We start from the raw sequence: 17,849 nt of genomic DNA, 5'->3' as shown, positions 1-17,849 counted from the left end.
GACAAATTACCGGCTGCGCATGCGCCGGGGCGGCAGGTGGGCGGGAAACTGCGTTCCGGAACACTCCCGCCACGCCCGCCACCAGGTCAGCAGCCCCTCGGGAATGCGACCGGTCACACCCGGCCGGCTCAGGCCTCGAACTTGTAGCCAAGACCACGCACCGTGATCAGGTAGCGCGGGTCCGCGGGGTCCGGTTCGACCTTCGACCGAAGCCGCTTGACGTGCACGTCGAGGGTCTTGGTGTCGCCGACGTAGTCCGCGCCCCACACCCGGTCGATGAGCTGACCGCGGGTGAGCACCCGGCCGACGTTGCGCAGCAGGTACTCCAGGAGGTCGAACTCCTTGAGCGGCAGGCTCACGTCCTCGCCCTCGACGGTGACCACGTGCCGCTCGACGTCCAGCCGGACCGGGCCCGCGGCCAGCACCTGCGGTTGCAGCTCCTCGGCCTCACCGCGGCGGCGCAGCACGGCGCGCACGCGGGCGATCAGCTCGCGCGCCGAGTAGGGCTTGGTGACGTAGTCGTCGGCTCCCAGCTCCAGACCCACGACCTTGTCGATCTCGCTGTCGCGCGCGGTCACCATGATCACCGGGACCGCGGAGCGCTGCCGCAGCTGCTTGCACACGTCGGTGCCGCTCATCCCGGGCAGCATCAGGTCCAGCAGCACTATGTCCGCACCGTTGCGGTCGAACTCGTCCAGGGCATCGGTGCCGTTGGTCGCGACGGCGGCCGTGAAGCCCTCCTTGCGGAGCAGGAAGGCAAGTGGGTCGGCGAAGGACTCCTCGTCCTCCACGATCAACACTCTGGTCACCGGACTCCTCCCGTTTCGACGGTTGTCACGCCGTCCGCACTTTCGGTGATCGACCGCGCGGCTGGTGCCGCCCGATCCGGTTCGGTGGTCGCCTCGTCGGCGTGGTCGACCTCGCCCGTGCCGTGCCTGGGCACCCGGATGGTGAAGGTGGAGCCCGTCCCCGGCCTGCTCCACAGCTTCACCTCGCCTCCGTGGTTCGCGGCGACGTGCTTGACGATGGCCAGCCCCAAACCTGTACCGCCGGTGGCCCGCGAGCGAGCGGGATCCACTCGGAAGAACCGCTCGAACACCCTTTCGTGGTGCTCGGGTTCGATCCCGATACCGCGGTCGGTGACCGCGATCTCGACGAAGTCCTCGGACAGCCGGCGCGAGATCGACACCGGGCTCCCGTGGGACGAGTAGCTGACCGCGTTGGTGATCAGGTTGGTCAGCGCGGTGACCAGCAGCGCCCGGTCGCCTTCCAGGAGGTACCCGGACGGCCCGTCCACCGCGATCTCGATGCCCGCGGACTCGGCGGCCAGCCGGGACCGGCTCAGCGCCTCCTCGACGACCTCGTCCACCTCGACCGAGCTGAGCTCCGGCAGCCGCTCCGCGCCCTGCAGGCGGGACAGCGCGATCAGCTCGGAGACGAGCGTCCCGAGACGGGTCGACTCGTGCAGGATCTTGGTGGAGAAGCGCCGTACCTCCTCCGGGTCCTCGGCGGTGTCCAGCAGCGCCTCGGCCAGCAGCGCCAGCGCGCCCACCGGGGTCTTGAGCTCGTGGCTGACGTTGGCCACGAAGTCCCGCCGGGTCGCCTCCAGGCGCACCGAGTCGGACTGGTCCGCAGCGTCGACGACGGTGAAGCCGTCGCCGAGCGGGCGGACGTCGCCGATCACGGCGGCCGGACCACGTCCGGCCAGCGAGGTGCGCCCGTCCAGCGGGCAGAGGTCGACGGTCACCGTCTCCCCGGTCTTGCGCGCCTGCTCGGCGGCCTTCTGCGCCCGGGGATCGGCTCGGTAGTCGTGGATCACGCCCAGCTCGGCAGCGCGCGGGTTGTGCAGCACCACGTCGCCGAAGCGGTTGAGCAGCACCACGCCGCTGGTGCTGGTGTGCACCTGGCGCTGGAGGAGCTCTGCGACGGTGGGGCCCTGCGGCTGGGACTTGCGGTAGGGCCGGGGTCCTCCGGCTGCCAAGAATCCGCCGACCGCGCCCAGCAGGAGCGCGGCGATGATCAGGGCGGTGTAGCCCAAAGCGGTCACATCTGCATCGTAAGCAAGCGCGGGTGGGGAAAGGCCAGTCCACAAGGGCGTTCAGTGACGCCCGTGACACGAATCGGGCCGTTCTTCACCTCTGGTTCATCCCCTGCTCGGAGCGGGTTCAGCTACCGACCGAGCCTCGGTAGCGCTCCGTTCCCCGAGTGGGCGATTTCTCGCCACTCCTCACCCACATGAGTGACGCATGGAGGGCACCTCGGTGTCGTGCCGGACGCCCTCCACGCGGTCCGCGGCTCAGCGGCCCTGGTTCGCCACGGCGGCGGCGGCCTTCGCCGCGGCCTCCGGGTCCAGGTAGGTGCCGCCCGGGTTGGTGGGCTCGAAGTTCTCGTCCAGGTCGTAGCGCAGCGGGATCCCGGTGGGGATGTTCAGCCCCGCGATGCTCTCGTCGGAGATCCCGTCCAGGTGCTTGACCAGCGCGCGCAGCGAGTTGCCGTGCGCGGCGACCAGCACGGTCTTACCGGCCTCGAGGTCCGGGACGATCGCCGACTCCCAGTACGGCAGCAGCCGGGCCACGACGTCCTTGAGGCACTCCGTGCGCGGCATGTCGGCGCCGAGGTCGGCGTAGCGCGGGTCGGAGTCCTGGCTGAACTCGTCGCCGAGCTCGATCTCCGGCGGCGGGGTGTCGTAGGAGCGGCGCCAGAGCATGAACTGCTCCTCGCCGTAGGTGTCGAGCGTCTGCTTCTTGTTCTTGCCCTGCAGAGCGCCGTAGTGGCGCTCGTTGAGCCGCCAGTCGCGCTTGACCGGGATCCAGTGGCGGTCGGCGCCGTCGAGGGCGATGTTCGCGGTGGAGATCGCGCGCCGCAGCAGCGAGGTGTGCAGCACGTCCGGCAGCACGCCCGCCTCGCGCAGCAGCTCGCCGCCGCGCTTGGCCTCGGCCTGGCCCTTGTCCGACAGCGGGACGTCCACCCAGCCCGTGAACAGGTTCTCGGCGTTCCACGTGCTCTCACCGTGCCGCAGCAGCACCAAAGTCGAAGTCATGACCCCAGGCTATCCGCACCCCTGGGCAGCGCAGCGAGGTTGTGAGCTTCACCCGAGAGTTACTCGATCACCGTACGACTGTGACACGACCGTGTCCGTCGTCACTTTCCGTGGAAGATATGGCCCTCTCCAGGGCTCCTGCTTTAGTTTTCTTGCCGAACATCACACGAATGGAGTAATGCGGCAGCCTTGTGGCGGCTACATAACTCTGCGAAGTTGGCACTGCTCTCCTTGATCGGCTCCCACGCACTCCCCGATCCAGCGAGAGCGAGAAACGCGGTTCAGCTCCCCCAACGAACCGCACCCCGCCGGGTCCAGGGTGCCCCCCGCCCTCACGACCCGACACGCGGGACCAACGTGGTGGGGCGGCTCGAGCTCGTGACTCCCCCTCTCTCCCGAGCCGCCCCCCTCGTGGGGGTTTTCTTTCTCGTTCGTGGTCGTTTTGCAGAGCGGTGCGGGTAGGGGGAACCTGAGCGGCTCCGTGGACTCCGCGCGCCACTCCTCATGTATGCCAATACGCATCGTCGCGGCGTGCTCGCCACGAAGCCGCTGGAGAACCCCCGGCGGTGCGAGTTGCTCAGGTGGGGCAAGGAGAAAGCACCTTCGGTGCTTGCCTGACGGGTTTGCGTGTGGGCTTCCGCCTCAGTCTTCTTGCACCAGTTGCTTGAAGGGTTGGAGGTTGGCGAGGGATTCTCCTCTGGACTCGCGCCAGGCCCACTCCCTGCGGATGGCCGTGGCGAAGCCGAGTTCCAGGAGGGTGTTGAAGTCGCCGTCGGCCGCTTCCAGGACCTGGCCGAGAATCCTGTCCAGCTCTTCCTCGGTGACCGCGTGGAGGCCGATCCGGCCGACCAGGTAGATGTCGCCGGAGGAGTCGATCGTGTAGTGGACGCCGTAGAGCTTGGCGTTGCGGCGCAGCAGGTAGCGGTAGACGTCCTCGTGCGCCTCGTCCGGCTGCCTGCAGACGAACGCCTCGATGAGCAGCGCGTGCTCGGCGACGATGAGCCAGCAGTTGGTCTGCAGCTTCTTGGTGCCGGGCAGCGTCACGAAGAACCGGCCGCCGCCCTTGTCCTGGTAGCCGAGCTCGTTGGCCTCCAGCGTGGACGTGATGACCTGCTCGGGGCTCACGCCGTCACCTCCTCGATCCGCAGACTCCGGTGGAAGGCCAGTTTGGCCTGCGCGTAGGCGTCGAGCAGCGACTCGGTCGTGCGCGTCCAGGAGAACGTGGTCGCGTGCTCGCGGGCGTTGCTCGCCAACCGCTCCCGCAAACCGCGGTCCAGCACGACCGAACCGAGCGCGTCGGCCCACTGCCCGGTGCGGTGCCCGTCGACCAGCACTCCCGAAACACCGTCGCGGACCGCGACCGGCAGACCGCCGACCGCCGCCGCCACGACCGGAGTCCCGCACGCCTGCGCCTCCAGCGCGACCAGGCCGAACGACTCGTTGTGGCTGGGCACCGCCACCACGTCGGCGGCCCGGTAGACCTGCGCGAGCTCCGCGCCGCCGCGCGGCGGGAGGAAGCGCACCACGTCGTCGATGCCCAGGTCCACCGCCAGCTGCTGCAACGCCCGGGGCCGCTCCAGCCCGCTGCCGGACGGCCCGCCGACGACCAGCACGACCAATCGTTCGCGCAGCTCCGGACGACGGCCCAGCAGCTCGGCGGCCGCGCGCAGCAGCACGTCAGGGGCCTTCAGCGGCTGGATCCGGCCGATGAACGCCAGCACCAGCGCGTCCGCCGGAACGCCCAGCTGCTCGCGGGCGGCGGCACCGTCGCCGGGCGTGAAGACCTCCAGGTCCACACCCGGCGGGATGGTCGCGACCGCGTCCGGATCGGCGTCGTAGCGGTCCACGAGATCGGTGGCCTCGAACTCGGTGTTGGCGACCAGCATGTCGGCCTGATCGACGATCTGCTCCTCGCCCAGCACGCGGACCCTCGGTTCCGGCGAATCACCTTCGGCGAGGTTGGCGTTCTTGACCTTCGCCAGGGTGTGCGCGGTGTGCACCAACGGCACACCCCAGCGCTCCCGCGCCAGCCAGCCGACCTGCCCGGACAACCAGTAGTGCGAGTGCACCAGGTCGTAGTAACCGGGTTCGTGCCTGGCCTCCACCCGCAGCGCGCCGGCGGCGAACGCGCACAGCTGCGAGGGGAGGTCGTTCTTGTCCAGGCCCTCGAACGGCCCGGCCACCACGTTGCGGACCAGCACGCCGGGGGCCAGTTCCGCGATTGGCGGGACCTCGGAGGAGGTGGCGCGGGTGAAGATCTCCACCTCGGTGCCGAGTTCGGCCAACCGGCGGGAGGTCTGAGCGATGTAGACGTTCATCCCGCCGGCGTCACCGGTGCCGGGCTGCTCCAGCGGGGAGGTGTGCAACGAGAAGACGGCGGCGCGGCGAGGCCGCATGCGTAATGTCCTGGAAGTCATCTGCTGCCCTCGCAAGCCGGTCCGCCCGAGTCGTTCGGACGCTGATCAACTCCGACATCGCGCGCCGCTGAAACATTCCCGTCGAGCCGGCGAAACCTCGGAGCCAACGCTCGACGCTACCGCCGAGGGGCGGCGGAGCCCTCCACTCCGCCGCCCCTCGGTGGCTTCCATCACAGCGGTCCTTCAGTCCACCGCGCACGCAGAACGAGTGCACCGACTACAAAGCGGACTTCGCCTTCCACTGGTCCCAGGTGAGGATCCAGTCGTAGACGTCGTAGCGGGGCTCCAGCGAGCTGGCCGAGCCCGTGACCTCGACGGGATCGCCCAGCAGGGCGCTGTCGTAGTAGGCCTTGGCGTCGGCGGCGCTGAGGTTGATGCAGCCGTGCGAGTTGTTCACCTTGCCCAGCGCGGCGGCGTTCTCCTGGTTCTCGTGGATGAACTCGCCGTGGTTGGAGAACCGCGCGGCCCAGGTCTTGCGCACGTCGCGATAGCCGTAGCGCGGGTTGTCCATGATCTCGACCGGGTTCTTCTGCATCACGATGTAGGTGCCGTTCGGGGTGTTGCGCCCCGGGTCGTACTCCTCGCCGTAGCTGGCCGGGTAGCTGGCGACCTGCTGCCCGTCGCGCATCACGACCATCTGGTGGGTGCCCACCGCGGCCTTGACGACCTGCGCGCGCCCGATGTCGAACTCGCTGGTCAGGTCGGCAAGGCCGTAGGCGCCGTTGCCGTAGGGCACGCCGTAGAGATCGGCCTTGACAGTCACGCGGGTGTGGGCAGGCCAGTACTCCTCGGGCCGGTAGTCGACCTGCTTGTCCGACAGCCACGCCCACGATCCCTCGACCGGCGTGGAGGTCTGCACGCTCAGCGCCCGCTCGGCCGCCGCCTTGTCCTTGACCGGCTCGTCGAACTTGACGCTGATCGGCATCGCGACGCCGACCTGGGCGTCGTCGGTCGGATTCACGGTCGCTCGGACCGTCTTCTTCGGCTGCACGGTCCGGAAGGAGCCCTGCACCGGCGCCTTCTTCCCGTCGGCGCCGACGGCCTGGCCGGACCAGGTGTAGTCCTTGCCGTAGCCGAGCGCCTCGGAGGCCTGCCACGTCGTGCCGTCCGCGGACAGCTGACCGGCGACCGCCTTGCCGTCGGCGTTGGTCAGCCGGACTGATTCGAATCGGCCCTCCTCGACCGTGGCCTTGATCGGAGCGGTCGGACTGACCTCACCCGCACCGGCACCCGGTTCGAAGTGGACCGCGGCGACCGGCGGAGCGGGTTCGGACTTGTCCGGCGATTGCGCGGAACAGCCCGAGATCAGCAGGACGGCCGCCAACGCCCCCAACAACACGCGCCACGGCAGCCGCATCACACCACTCACTTGTGAAAAATCCTCTCTGAAATTGAGTCGAACCATGACGAAAGGGACATCGCCGAAAAAGCGGGAACGGGTCCACTTCTTCTTCAGCAGACGGTTTCCCTCGCCCCCACCAATGAAGACGTGCGAAGGACCGAAAAGATGTCCGAACCTCGCTGTGCATCGCATCACAACCACCGAACCGCACGTCAACCGGCCCGAAATGCGCGCAATCCGCGCGAATGACGTTCGGTGGGAAAGGCGAAGACAATTCGCGCGAAATGCCGCTACACGCCGAGCGGCTGCGATTGCGGATTGAGCCGGACGTCGAGTTCGGCGAGGACGTCGCCGATGGGCGTCGCGTAACCGATCGCGCCGCTGGAGGCACCCGCGACGTGCAGACCCACCAGCCGGCCGCCCGGGTCGAGAACCGCCGCACCCGCGTCACCGGGACCGCAGAAGCGCGGCCGGTCGGTGGCGATGCGGATCTGCTCGCGCAGCACCCGCACCCCCAGCGCCTCGCCGTGGTCCACGCGGATGGTGGCGTCGATCGAGGTCACGAAACCGTCGGTCAGGCCGGTGCCGAAACCGTGCTTGCGGACGAGCTCCCCCGGGTACGCGCGAGCGCGGCCGGTCACCGGCCCCAGCCCGCCGACCTCGGGCGATGCCGCCAGACCGGGAACGAGGCTGACCGCGGCGGCGTCGACCCTGCCGGACAGCGCCGCCCGCGCGAGCTCGGCGTGCACCCGCCCGCTGTCGGCGTCGGCCATCCGGTCGCCCACCGACCAGGCGTCGTCCAGGCAGCCGACGTCGAAGGTCGTCAGCCCCATCGGCTCGGCAGAATCGCTGGTCACGAGCACCCCTAGGGTGCCGACGCGGCGGTACTCGCCGGACCCGAGCCGGACCGCCCGGCAGGGCGCCAGACCGCTGCCGCCGCGCACCGCCCGGGTCGGGCAACCCGCGCTGCCGCCGTCGGAGCCGATGGTCCGGGTGGGCCACCGCAGCGGTTCGCCGCACGCGCGGTGGATGTGCTGCAGGAGCGGCTGCTCCTCGACGACGTCGGTGGGGATGCCGAAGACCTCAGCGGGCACGCAGCCGGCGCGCCCGAGGGTCTCCCGCGGACGCTTGCCCGCGACCGACACGACGATGACCTGCTCCCGGAGGCGGGTGCCCGCGCGCGTCCTGCTGCCGATGTCCACGCCCGTCACGCCGGGCAGGTCGAGCAGCTGATCCTCGACCGCGCGCTTGATCGGGCGGATCACCGCCCGATCCCGAAGTTCCCTGATGCTCAACATGGTGGCCCCCTCCACCCACACCATTTAACACTCAGGGTTATCGATCAGTCACTAAGCGTCACCCTTACGGCCGCTAGTCAGACCTCGCAGTCGACCATGACCGGCTCGGGAACGAGGGTGACGCCGAAGGCCGAACGCACGCCGTCGCGGACCTCGCGAGCGAGTTCCAGCAGATCAGCGGTGGTGGCGCCGCCCCGGTTGGTCAACGCCAGCGTGTGCTTGGAGGACAGCGCGACGCGCCCGCCCGGACCGCTGTGGCCCTTGGCGAAGCCCGCGCGCTCGATCAACCAGGCCGCCGACAGCTTCCCGCCGCCCGCCGCCGGGTACTGCGGGATCCGCTGGTCGGCGCCGACCTGCGCGGCGATGCGCGCGATCACCTCCGGCAGCTCGGTCTCGGCGATGATCGGGTTGGTGAAGAACGAACCCGCGCTCCAGGTGTCGTGATCGACGGGGTCGAGCACCATTCCCTTGCCGCGCCGCAGTTCCAGCACCGCCTGCCGCGCCTTCGCCGCGTCGACCCGGTCACCGGGCTCGACGCCCAGGGCGCGGGCGAGCTCGGCGTAGCGGATCGGCGCCGACAACCCGCTGTCGTGCAGCTGGAAGCGAGCGCGCAGCACCACCGCCGCGTCGCTGTGCTTGAGCACGCTGTTGCGGTAGGTCAGCCCCAGGTCCGCGGCCCGCACGGTGCGCACCCGGCCGGTCGCCCGGTCCAGCAGATCCACCGAGACCAGCAGCTCGGAGACCTCCACGCCGTAGGCGCCGACGTTCTGCACCGGCGTCGCCCCGGCCAGGCCCGGGATGCCGGACAGGCATTCCAGCCCGCCCAAGCCCTGCTCGACCGAGTCGGCGACCACGTCGTCCCAGTCCTCGCCCGCCTCCGCGGTGAGCTGGACGATCCCGTCGCCGACGTTGTCGTACTCGCGACCCTTGGTGGCGATGCGCACGGCGTGTCCGTCGAAGCCCTCGTCGGCGACGACCAGGTTCGACCCGCCACCGAGCACCAGCAGCCGGTGACCGTTCCCGTCGGCCGCGCGGACCGCGTCGATCAGCGCGTCGTCGCTGGTGGCGACCACGAGACCGGTCGCGGGGCCACCGAGTCGCAGGGTGGTGAACTCGGCCAGCGGCGAGCCACCGCCCGGCCGCTCACCAGGCAGGGCAGTGTTCTCGCGCACTTCTTCGGCACCGGACATGGAGGCACTCACGATTGCCAAAGGTAACCTCCGCTGCATGGCACGCCGCATCGAGCACCGCAGCACCTCCGAACGGTCCGCCGTCGAGGTGTACCGGGCGCTGATCGATTCCGATTACCTCGCAGCCCGGTTGGAGGAGCTCGGCGGCTCCACCGCGTCCCTCGTGCAGCACGTGGGCACCGAGGACGGCGCGCGCTTCCAGACCCGGCAGGGCGTCCCCGTCGACAAGCTCCCGTCGCTGGCCCGCACGGTCGTCGGCGGTGACCTGCTCATCGACCGCAGCGAGTCCTGGCGGCGCGAGGAGGACGGCCACTACACGGGCGAGATCGCCGCGGAGATCGCCGGAGCGCCGTGCTCGATCACCGGCTCGATGTGGCTGCGCGACATCATGGCGCCGACCGGCACCGCGGTCAGCGAGCTCGTCGTGGAGGGCTCGGTCAAGGTCACCGTCCCGTTCATCTCCGGCAAGCTCGAAGACCTCGTCGCCGACCAGGTGCAGAAGATGCTGGTGGACGAGGAGAACTTCACCGCCGCCTGGCTGGTCCAGCACGGCTGATGAGCGCGTCGACGTCCCGCCGCGCGGCGGTGGGGGAACGCTGCTCGGGCTCCCGCAGCGAAGAGAAGGCGGCTCCGCCGCTCCGCACCGGGGACCAGCCCGCGATGAACGTCCCGAAGAAGCGCAATCCCCGGCTCGCCGCCGGACGCGCCCGAGCGATGGGCGTGCCGACGCGCGGCACGACCAACCCGAACCGGCTGCGCCGCATCGACCGCTGGATCGCCGGCACCCCGTGGGTGGCGCGCGCGGTGCGCAACGCCGTCGAGCCGGTCGTCATCGACCTCGGCTACGGCGCCACTCCGACGACGACCGTCGAGCTCGCGCAGCGGCTGTCCGGGCTGCACCCGGAGTTGCGGGTCGTCGGCCTGGAGATCGACCCCGACCGGGTGGCGGCGGGCAAGGCCGTGGCCGACCCGCCCCGGCTGGAGTTCCGGCGCGGCGGCTTCGAACTCGCCGGGCTCGCGGCGGGCGTTCGCGACTCCCCCGGCCCCGCGCTGATCCGCGCGCTCAACGTGCTGCGCCAGTACACCGAGCCGGAGGCGTGGAAGGCGTGGGACGAGGTGCGCTCCCGGCTGGCACCGGACGGACTGCTCGTCGAAGGCACCTGCGACGAGATCGGCCGCCGCTGCTGCTGGGTGACGCTCACCCGGGAAGGCCCCCGCACGCTCACCCTGGCCTGCCTGCCCTCCGACATCGACAAGCCCTCCGATCTGGCAGAACGCCTGCCCAAGACGCTGATCCACCGCAACGTCCCCGGCGAGCGGGTCCACGCGCTGCTCAGCGACCTCGACGTCTGCTGGGCGAAGGCCGCCCCGCACGCCACCTTCGGTCCCCGAGCGCGCTGGGCGCACGCCGCCCGCCTGTTCGCCGAGCGGTGGCCGGTCCTCGACCGGCATCGCCGCTGGCGCCTCGGCGAACTCACCGTCCCCTGGACGGCGGTCGCCCCGCAGGGGTGAGATTTCCGTTTCGCGCCACGGGCTCAGCACCTTTAATGGGGGCATGGATCTCGACTTCCACCTCGATGCGTTCCACGAGCAGGCGGAGGCGTTCCGCCGCGCGGTGCTCAAGGCCGGCCCGGACGTCGCCGTGCCCACCTGCCCGGGCTGGGACGTCCGGCAGCTGACCGGGCACGTCGCGCAGGCCTACTGGCGGGCGCGGGAGTCGCTGAAGCTCGACCGCGGCGGCAGCAGACCGCGAGCACCCGAAGCACCGGCGGATTTCGACGCCGCGCTGTCCTGGTGGGACGAACTCCGCACCGACCTGCGCACCGAGCTGTCCACGGTGGACCCCGATCTCCCGGTGTACGCGATCTTCGCCGGCGGGACGCCGGCCGGGTGGTCGCGCCGGGTCGCGCACGAGACCGCGATCCACCGGCTCGACGTCGAGCTCGTCCTCGGTCAGGGCGGCGACCTGGTCTTCGACCCCGAACTGGCGGCCGACGGCATCGACGAGATGCTGACGAAGCTGCTGCCGCTGGGCGACTGGACGACCCGCGAGCACCACGGCACCGTGCTCTACCACGCGGCCGACGCCGGTCGGGCCTGGCTGGTGACCTACCGGCCGGGCGAACCACCCACGACGGGCGCTCCGTCGGACGCCGGGCTGGAGACCGACGCGACCGCAGCGGGCACCGCCGACGCGCTCTACCGCCGGGTGTGGGGACGTCCGAGCTCGGCGCTGGTCACCGGCGACGCGGCACTCGCCGGGGTGGCGGCCGGACGCTGATGTAACCCACCCCACCTGCGACAATCATGGTCGTGAGCTCTTCCGAACGCCGCTTCGTCATCAGCCTCGGCTGCCCCGACCGCACCGGGATCGTCGCCCGCGTCTCCGGGTTCCTGGCCGAGTTCGGCGGCTGGATCGTCGAGGCCGGTCACCACACCGACACCGCGACCGGCTGGTTCTTCACCCGGCAGGAGGTGCGCGCCGACTCGCTGCCCTTCGGCATCGACGAGCTGCGCGAACGCTTCGCGGCCGTCGCGGAGGAGCTCAGCGACCGCGCCGAGTGGCGGGTCTGGGACACCGGTGAGCGGCGCCGGGTCGTCGTGCTGGTGTCCAAGGAGGCGCACTGCCTGCACGACCTGCTGGGCCGCGTCGGGTCCGGGGAGCTGGACGTCGAGCTGTGCGCGGTGATCGGCAACCACCCGGAGCTCGGGCCGATCACCGAGGCGCACGGCATCCCGTTCCACCACGTGCCCTTCAGCAAGGACCCCGAGTCCAAGGCCGCCGCGTTCGAGCAGGTCAGGGCGCTGGCGGAGGAGCACGATCCGCACGCGATCGTGCTGGCGCGGTTCATGCAGGTGCTGCCGCCGGAGCTGTGCGACCGGTGGGCGGGCAAGGCCATCAACATCCACCACAGCTTCCTGCCCTCGTTCGCGGGCGCCCGGCCGTACCACCAGGCGTACGAGCGCGGGGTGAAGCTGATCGGCGCGACCTGCCACTACGTGACGGCGGAGCTCGACGCGGGCCCGATCATCGAGCAGGGCGTGATCCGCATCGACCACACCGACGACGTCACCGACATGGTCCGCAAGGGCCGCGACATCGAGAAGATGGTGCTGGCCCGCGGTCTGCGCGCGCACGTGGAGGACAGGGTCCTGGTCCACGGCAAGCGCACCGTCGTCTTCTGACGCCGGCCTTCGCGTCTCGCGGAACCCGGGGGCCACCGCGGTTCCGCGGTAGCCGGGCTTCAGCGGGCGAGGTCTTGGACGAGCTCCGCGCCGGGCAGCGCGGTGAGGACGTCCGCCGGGGTGATGATCTTGCTCCGGCGCAGGCCGCTCCCGACGACGACCGCACCCGCCTCGGCCACCCTCGGGTCGATCAAGATCGGCCACGAGTCCGGGAGCCCGAACGGGGTGATCCCGCCGTACTCCATTCCGGTGAGCGACACCGCCTCGTCCATCGGCGCGAAGGACGCCTTGCGCACGTCGAGGCGGCGCTTGACCACGCCGTTGACATCGGTGCGGGTGGTGGCCAGCACGAGGCAGGCCGCGTAGCGGATCTCGCCGGAGCGCTTGCCCGCGACGACCACGCAGTTGGCCGACCGCTCCAGCGGCGACCCGTACTCCTCGCAGAACGCGGCGGTGTCGGCGAGCTCCGGATCGATCTCGGTGGCACCGACCCGATCGTCACCGAGCGAGCGCACGACCTCGGCGACCGGGTCGGCCAGCAGGTCGAGCCGTTCCAGCGCCGTCGTCACTTCCAGCTTTCCCGCGGCAGCGGACCAATCGAAACCCATGGTCGCCCACGATAGAGCGCTCAGCGCAGGAAGTTCGTCAGCAGGTCCCGCAGCTGCTTGCGGTGGGTGAGCATCGGGGCCTGCGATTCCAGCAGCTCCAGCCGAGCGGAGCGGAACGCCGCAGCGGTCGCCTTCGCCGCCGAGGCGGGATGCATGGGGTCGTCGGTGGCGCCGATGACCAGGACGTCCGCGACCGCGTCCGACAGCGCGGCCGCGTCGCGGACCGGGACCTGCTCGGGCAGGTCGCGCAGGGCCTCGGAGAGCCGGGACAGCGCCCGGGCCCGCTGCTCGAGGTGGTCGCCGACCTCGACGCCCGGCGGGATCTCCGCGGCCAGCACCTCGTGCAGGCTCGCCCCGCCGTCGTCAGCGGCGACCGCTGCCGCCAGGCGCTCGTAGGCCCAGGCCGCAACGGGCTCGCGGGGGCGGTCGAGAGCCGCCGGGAGCAGCAGCGCAAGATGCTCGAAGCGGTCCGGGAGCTCGGCGGCGATGCGGGTCAGAGCGCCCGCGCCGAGCGAGACGCCGACCGCCTGGGTCGCGCCGACCTCGTCGGCGACCGCGAGCACGTCGGCGGCGACCGAACCGTAGTTCCAGTAGCCGACCGGGGCGTCCGGCGCGGAGCCGTGGCCCGGCAGGGTCATCACGACCCGGGTGCCGCGCAGCCCGGAAGCGGGAATGCGCGCCTCGCCCTCGGTCGCACCGAGTCCGTGCACGACCAGCGTCACCGGAGTGCCGTTGCCGAGCACCCGCCAGCGGGCGTGCACTACCAGGACCGCCCCTGGACTTCCCGCACCTTGGGACGCACGTCGACGATGTAGACGAGGGCGGCCACCAGACCGGCGATCCAGATGATCCCGTAGGGGCCGCGCATGTCGAGGATCAGCAGGAGCGCGGCGGCACCGGTGATCCCCATCCAGGCCAGCTTGTTCAGCTTGTCCGCGGCCGTGAAGGCATCCGCGCGCTGCAGCGCGGCGTGCACGAACGCGAACACACCGACCGGGATGCCCACGACCCAGATGACCGTCAGGACCCACCAGTACAGCGGCATTCCGCTCGAAAAACCCACGTCCCCACCTTACGTGCTAGTCAACGCGGAAAGCACCCACCTTCACAGCGACCGGTCCCGGCACCCGAGTCGGGTACCGGGACCGGTGCTCGCGGTGATCAGTTGCCGCTGGTCTTGGTGGTGGTCGACTTCTTGGCGGCGGGGGTCTGCTTGGGGGCCGTCGCCTTGGCAGCCGGGGTCGCCTTCGCCGCAGCCGGCTTGGGCGCGGGCTTCTCGGCGGCGGGCGTGTCGGCGGCGGTCTCGGTCTGGACCGTCTGAGCCTGGACCGTCTGGGCCTGGGCGGTCTCCGTCTTGGTGGACTCGGCCTGGGCGGTCTCGGCCTTCGGAGCCTCGTCCTTGGCGAAGGTGCGGGTGACCTTGCCCAGCACGTCATCGGCCAGGCCGCGCACGTCGCCGACGGTGTCCTCGACCCGGCCCTGAGCGGTGCCGACCTGCTCGCGGACCTTCTTCACCTGCGAGGAGTCCTGCAGCTTCTTGAAGGTCTCCTCACCGTGCTCGCTGAGCTGGTCGTAGACCTTCTTGGCGGACTCGCCGTAGGTCTCCAGCTGCTTGCGGACCTCGGACGGGTCCAGCTTGGCCTTGAACTCGCTGAAGTCCTTGGGCAGCTCGGCCTTGGCGGACTCGGTGCGCTCGGTGACCTGGGTGCGGAACTTGTTCACGGCGTCCAGCACGGCCTGCGCGGCGAGGTCACCGGCGCCGAGCGCGGCCAGCAGCGGGGTGCGCGCCTGGTCGACGCCGTCCTTGAAGGCCTTGTTGACGTCGTCGGTCTTGGGGAAAGTCGGCATCTCGCGATTCACTCCTCGGGTTGGTGGGTGTTCCCGTTGGCGTCCCCGTCCTCCGTCGCGTCCTGCTCGCGGCGGAACGAGGAGTAGATGTCCAGGAGGACTTGTTTCTGCCGCTCGTTGAGCTCCGGGTCGGCGAGGACCGCGTCGACCACGGGCCCGGACTCGCGACTTTCCAGGATTCCGGCCTGCACGTAGAGGGCCTCAGCGGAAATCCTCAGCCCCTTGGCGATCTGCTGCAGGATTTCCGCGCTCGGCTTGCGCAGTCCGCGTTCCACCTGGCTCAGATACGGGTTGGACACGCCGGCGAGCTTCGCCAGCTGTCGCAACGAGATCTGCGCGTTGTTGCGTTGGGTCCGGATGTAGCTCCCGAGGTCGCTGACCGCCTGGTTCACAGCTTTGGGGACGGCTTTGTCCATGCGTTCCATCGGGCACCTCTCCGGTTCACGCCCCACCATAACGCCGAGTGCTAACTATTGCAAGCACCCAGCTAACACCCTGCTACCGCTCGGCCGACAACCCTACTGAGCTGCGCACATGCAGAAGGGGTGACCTTCTGGATCGACGTAAACCCGAAAGCTCGCGTCGAGCTGATCGGGCGGCTGCGGCAGCTGCACCGCACCGGCGCCGATCGCCCTCTCGTGCCCCTCGTCGAGCGTGCCCACGCGGACGTCGAGGTGCGCCATCTGCGGAACCTCCCGATCGGGCCAGGTCGACGGCCGGTGATCGGGGTCGAGCTGGAAGGCCAGCGGAGCACCGCCCGACGGATCGGCGAGCTCCACCCAGCGATCCCCGGACTCCTCCTCATCGATCTGCCAGCCCAGCAGCCGCCCGTAGAACTCGGCGAGCCGACGCGGGTCGGCGCAGTCGATCGCGAACGCGGCGAGCTTCAACGCACTCATCGGACTCCCTCTCACACCAGTCTCGTCGTGTTGCCGGTTACTAACCGTCAAGAAGCAGAATGCTGGTTACAGGGGTCGGCCGCAACCCCCTACTGGCTTACGATGGTGTCCGTGAACAGCAGAGCTGTCGCTCCGGAAGTGGGCCGTGCGCCTGTGCTGGAGGCGGTCGAACTCGACTTCGACCACGACATCGAGCTAGTCCTGGCCTTCCTCAACACCTGCGACGCCGAGAAGGGCACCGAGGTCCTCGACGATCACGTCCGATGGCAGCGGTGGTGCACCGAACGCGGTCTGGTCGTGGTTTCCGAAGTCGAAGCCGCCCGCGAGATCCGCGACACGATGCGGTCGGCGGTGACCTACGGGATGCGCCCCTCCGGCCTGGCGAACACGACGTGGCCCGTGCAGATACAGCTGCGCAACGGCATCCCCTCGCTGGTCGGGGTGGATGCCCTGGGCAGCGTGCTGGTCGCCGCCACGCGGCTGGTGCACACCGAGCACTGGGATCGGATCAAGATCTGCCCGGCCGAGGACTGCCTGTGGGCGTTCTACGACCGATCGCGCAACAGATCGCGCACCTGGTGCTCGATGCGCGTCTGCGGCAACCGCGAGAAGGCCCGCTCCTGGCGCGAAAGGCACACGCCCGCCTGAGAACACGCGCCGGCGAGGGGGCCTCGCGGCCACCGCTCGCAGGCGGTGCGTCAGAACAGCAGGTCCGAGATCGCGTAGATCGCCAGGCCCGCGAGAGCGCCGACGACGGTGCCGTTGATGCGGATGAACTGCAGGTCGCGGCCGACCTGCAGCTCGATCTTGCGCGAGGTCTCCTGGGCGTCCCAGCGCTCCACCGTGTCGGTGATCAGCGTGGTCAGCTCGTCGCGGTAGTTCGAGACCACGTAGGTGACGGCGCCTTCCAGCCAGCCGTCGACCTTCTCCCGCAGCTCAGGCTCGGTGTGCAGCCGGGCGCCGAGCGAGCGCAGACCGTCCCGGACCCGCACGCGCAGCTCGCTGGAGGGGTCCTCCGCGGCGTCGAGCAGCATCTTCTTGGCCGTGCCCCAGGCCGAGGACACCAGGTTCTGCACCTCGGGGTGCTCCAGCACCTGGTGCTTGATCTGCTCGGCCTTGGCCATCGTCTTCTCGTCGTGCTGCAGGTCGTGGGCGAACTCGACCAGGAAGCGGTCCACGGCCTGGCGCATCGGGTGCTCGGAGTCGGTCCGCACCGCCCAGGCGAACGAGAGCACCTCGGCGTAGATCTTGTCGGCCAGCATCGCGTCGACGAACTTCGGCGACCACGACGGCGCCCGCTGGCTGACCACCCGCAGCACGGTCTCGTGGTTGTCGCGCACCCAGTCGTAGGCGCGGTCGCAGACCAGATCGACGAGCTTGTGGTGCGAGCCGTCGGTGAAGACCTGGCCCAGGATCCGCCCCAGCGGCGGGCCCCACTGCTGGTCGACCAGCTTGCGCACGACACCGTGCTCGATGATGGCCTGCACGTCGTCGTCGCGGAGCACCTGAACGGCACCGCGCACCGCGGTCGCCAGCTCGGAGGTGACGCGCTCGGCGTGGTCGGCGTCGTCGAGCCAGAGCCCGACCCGACGGCTGATGCCCGCGCTGCGCAGCTTGTCCCGCACCACGTTCTCGGCGAGGAAGTTGGTGCCGACGAAGTCACCGAGGCTGCGACCGATGGTGTCCTTGCGGGTCGGGATGATCGCGGTGTGCGGGATCGGCAGGCCCAGCGGGCGCCGGAACAGCGCGGTCACCGCGAACCAGTCCGCCAGCGCACCGACCATGCCCGCCTCGGCGGCGGCTCGGACGTAGCCCACCCACGGCCCTGCTCCGGCGGTCTCCTGCCAGCGAGCGAAGAAGTAGACCGCTGCCGCCAACAGCAGGAATGCGGTGGCGACGGTCTTCATCCGCCGAAGACTCCGGCGCTTTTCCGAGTCGGGAACCGATGTGGGGTGCACGCATCGATTGTTGCAGCGATTCCGGACGAGCCGGGGCGAACGCGGCCACGTGGCCTTGCTAAC

At 70.2% G+C, this 17,849-nt stretch carries 20 protein-coding genes; 5 read left to right on the top strand and 15 right to left on the bottom strand.

Going from position 1 to position 17,849, the window contains the following annotated elements; all coding sequences use genetic code 11:
- Nucleotides 1–128: 128 nt before the first annotated feature.
- The 8 genes from E1202_RS02130 to E1202_RS02095 form a co-directional block, all read right to left on the bottom strand.
- Nucleotides 129–809 (bottom strand): response regulator transcription factor, encoded by a 681-nt coding sequence (locus E1202_RS02130; protein ID WP_132621411.1) that lies wholly within the window; start codon nucleotides 807–809, stop codon nucleotides 129–131.
- Nucleotides 806–2,047 (bottom strand): ATP-binding protein, encoded by a 1,242-nt coding sequence (locus E1202_RS02125; protein ID WP_235877564.1) that lies wholly within the window; start codon nucleotides 2,045–2,047, stop codon nucleotides 806–808. The genes E1202_RS02130 and E1202_RS02125 overlap by 4 nt, the downstream gene beginning before the upstream one ends.
- Before the next feature lie 249 nt (nucleotides 2,048–2,296).
- The gene (locus tag E1202_RS02120) at nucleotides 2,297–3,040 is read right to left on the bottom strand and encodes a phosphoglyceromutase (protein ID WP_132680545.1); all 744 of its coding nucleotides are present in this window, start codon (nucleotides 3,038–3,040) and stop codon (nucleotides 2,297–2,299) included.
- A gap of 642 nt (nucleotides 3,041–3,682) precedes the next feature.
- The gene (locus E1202_RS02115) at nucleotides 3,683–4,165 is read right to left on the bottom strand and encodes a type III secretion system chaperone family protein (protein WP_132671839.1); all 483 of its coding nucleotides are present in this window, start codon (nucleotides 4,163–4,165) and stop codon (nucleotides 3,683–3,685) included.
- Entirely contained in the window at nucleotides 4,162–5,457 is a 1,296-nt protein-coding gene (gene mshA / locus E1202_RS02110; protein ID WP_132680544.1) for a D-inositol-3-phosphate glycosyltransferase, read from the bottom strand. Before mshA ends, E1202_RS02115 begins: the two co-directional genes overlap by 4 nt.
- A gap of 217 nt (nucleotides 5,458–5,674) precedes the next feature.
- Entirely contained in the window at nucleotides 5,675–6,814 is a 1,140-nt protein-coding gene (locus tag E1202_RS02105; protein WP_132680640.1) for a L,D-transpeptidase, read from the bottom strand.
- A gap of 275 nt (nucleotides 6,815–7,089) precedes the next feature.
- On the bottom strand, nucleotides 7,090–8,097 hold the full coding sequence (locus E1202_RS02100) for a chymotrypsin family serine protease (RefSeq protein ID WP_132680543.1): 1,008 nt from the start codon (nucleotides 8,095–8,097) through the stop codon (nucleotides 7,090–7,092).
- A 77-nt stretch (nucleotides 8,098–8,174) separates the two neighbouring features.
- Nucleotides 8,175–9,287, bottom strand: coding sequence for a UDP-N-acetylmuramate dehydrogenase (locus tag E1202_RS02095; protein ID WP_132680638.1), 1,113 nt, complete (start codon nucleotides 9,285–9,287; stop codon nucleotides 8,175–8,177).
- 37 nt (nucleotides 9,288–9,324) lie between these two features.
- Between E1202_RS02095 and E1202_RS02090 the strand changes: the two genes are divergently transcribed.
- From E1202_RS02090 to purU, 4 genes are all read left to right on the top strand, one after another.
- Nucleotides 9,325–9,843, top strand: a complete 519-nt coding sequence (locus tag E1202_RS02090) for a DUF2505 domain-containing protein (protein ID WP_132680542.1) — start codon at nucleotides 9,325–9,327, stop codon at nucleotides 9,841–9,843.
- 104 nt (nucleotides 9,844–9,947) lie between these two features.
- Entirely contained in the window at nucleotides 9,948–10,799 is an 852-nt protein-coding gene (locus tag E1202_RS02085; RefSeq protein WP_132680636.1) for a class I SAM-dependent methyltransferase, read from the top strand.
- A gap of 43 nt (nucleotides 10,800–10,842) precedes the next feature.
- On the top strand, nucleotides 10,843–11,568 hold the full coding sequence (locus E1202_RS02080) for a maleylpyruvate isomerase family mycothiol-dependent enzyme (protein ID WP_132680541.1): 726 nt from the start codon (nucleotides 10,843–10,845) through the stop codon (nucleotides 11,566–11,568).
- 32 nt (nucleotides 11,569–11,600) lie between these two features.
- Nucleotides 11,601–12,473 (top strand): formyltetrahydrofolate deformylase, encoded by an 873-nt coding sequence (purU, locus tag E1202_RS02075; protein WP_132680540.1) that lies wholly within the window; start codon nucleotides 11,601–11,603, stop codon nucleotides 12,471–12,473.
- A 59-nt stretch (nucleotides 12,474–12,532) separates the two neighbouring features.
- Here purU and E1202_RS02070 read toward each other — a convergent pair whose 3' ends face one another.
- From E1202_RS02070 to E1202_RS02045, 6 genes are all read right to left on the bottom strand, one after another.
- On the bottom strand, nucleotides 12,533–13,081 hold the full coding sequence (locus E1202_RS02070) for a YbaK/EbsC family protein (protein WP_132680539.1): 549 nt from the start codon (nucleotides 13,079–13,081) through the stop codon (nucleotides 12,533–12,535).
- A 20-nt stretch (nucleotides 13,082–13,101) separates the two neighbouring features.
- Nucleotides 13,102–13,842 carry an alpha/beta fold hydrolase gene (locus E1202_RS02065; RefSeq protein WP_132680538.1) on the bottom strand — a complete coding sequence of 247 codons (741 nt, stop codon included), beginning with the start codon at nucleotides 13,840–13,842 and terminating at the stop codon, nucleotides 13,102–13,104.
- On the bottom strand, nucleotides 13,842–14,126 hold the full coding sequence (locus E1202_RS02060; protein WP_132680634.1) for a DUF2516 family protein: 285 nt from the start codon (nucleotides 14,124–14,126) through the stop codon (nucleotides 13,842–13,844). The genes E1202_RS02065 and E1202_RS02060 overlap by 1 nt, the downstream gene beginning before the upstream one ends.
- Before the next feature lie 116 nt (nucleotides 14,127–14,242).
- On the bottom strand, nucleotides 14,243–14,929 hold the full coding sequence (locus E1202_RS02055) for a hypothetical protein (protein WP_132680537.1): 687 nt from the start codon (nucleotides 14,927–14,929) through the stop codon (nucleotides 14,243–14,245).
- A gap of 8 nt (nucleotides 14,930–14,937) precedes the next feature.
- A complete protein-coding gene (locus tag E1202_RS02050; protein ID WP_132680536.1) occupies nucleotides 14,938–15,354 on the bottom strand; it encodes a helix-turn-helix domain-containing protein in 417 nt (138 codons plus the stop codon).
- 93 nt (nucleotides 15,355–15,447) lie between these two features.
- Nucleotides 15,448–15,828, bottom strand: coding sequence for a VOC family protein (locus E1202_RS02045; protein ID WP_132680535.1), 381 nt, complete (start codon nucleotides 15,826–15,828; stop codon nucleotides 15,448–15,450).
- A gap of 102 nt (nucleotides 15,829–15,930) precedes the next feature.
- On the opposite strand from E1202_RS02045, the gene E1202_RS02040 reads away from it, so the two are divergent.
- Nucleotides 15,931–16,476: a CGNR zinc finger domain-containing protein gene (locus E1202_RS02040; protein WP_132680534.1), complete on the top strand. Its 546-nt coding sequence runs from the start codon at nucleotides 15,931–15,933 to the stop codon at nucleotides 16,474–16,476.
- Between the two features lie 50 nt (nucleotides 16,477–16,526).
- Here the strand turns inward: E1202_RS02040 and E1202_RS02035 are convergent, their stop codons facing one another.
- Nucleotides 16,527–17,735, bottom strand: a complete 1,209-nt coding sequence (locus tag E1202_RS02035; RefSeq protein WP_132680533.1) for a DUF445 domain-containing protein — start codon at nucleotides 17,733–17,735, stop codon at nucleotides 16,527–16,529.
- Nucleotides 17,736–17,849: the final 114 nt, after the last annotated feature.

Source organism: Saccharopolyspora karakumensis (assembly GCF_004349225.1).
GTDB classification, from domain to species: Bacteria; Actinomycetota; Actinomycetes; order Mycobacteriales; family Pseudonocardiaceae; genus Saccharopolyspora; species Saccharopolyspora endophytica.
Note: the sequence above shows the minus strand (reverse complement) of the source record. Positions and strands in the feature narration are given on the sequence as shown.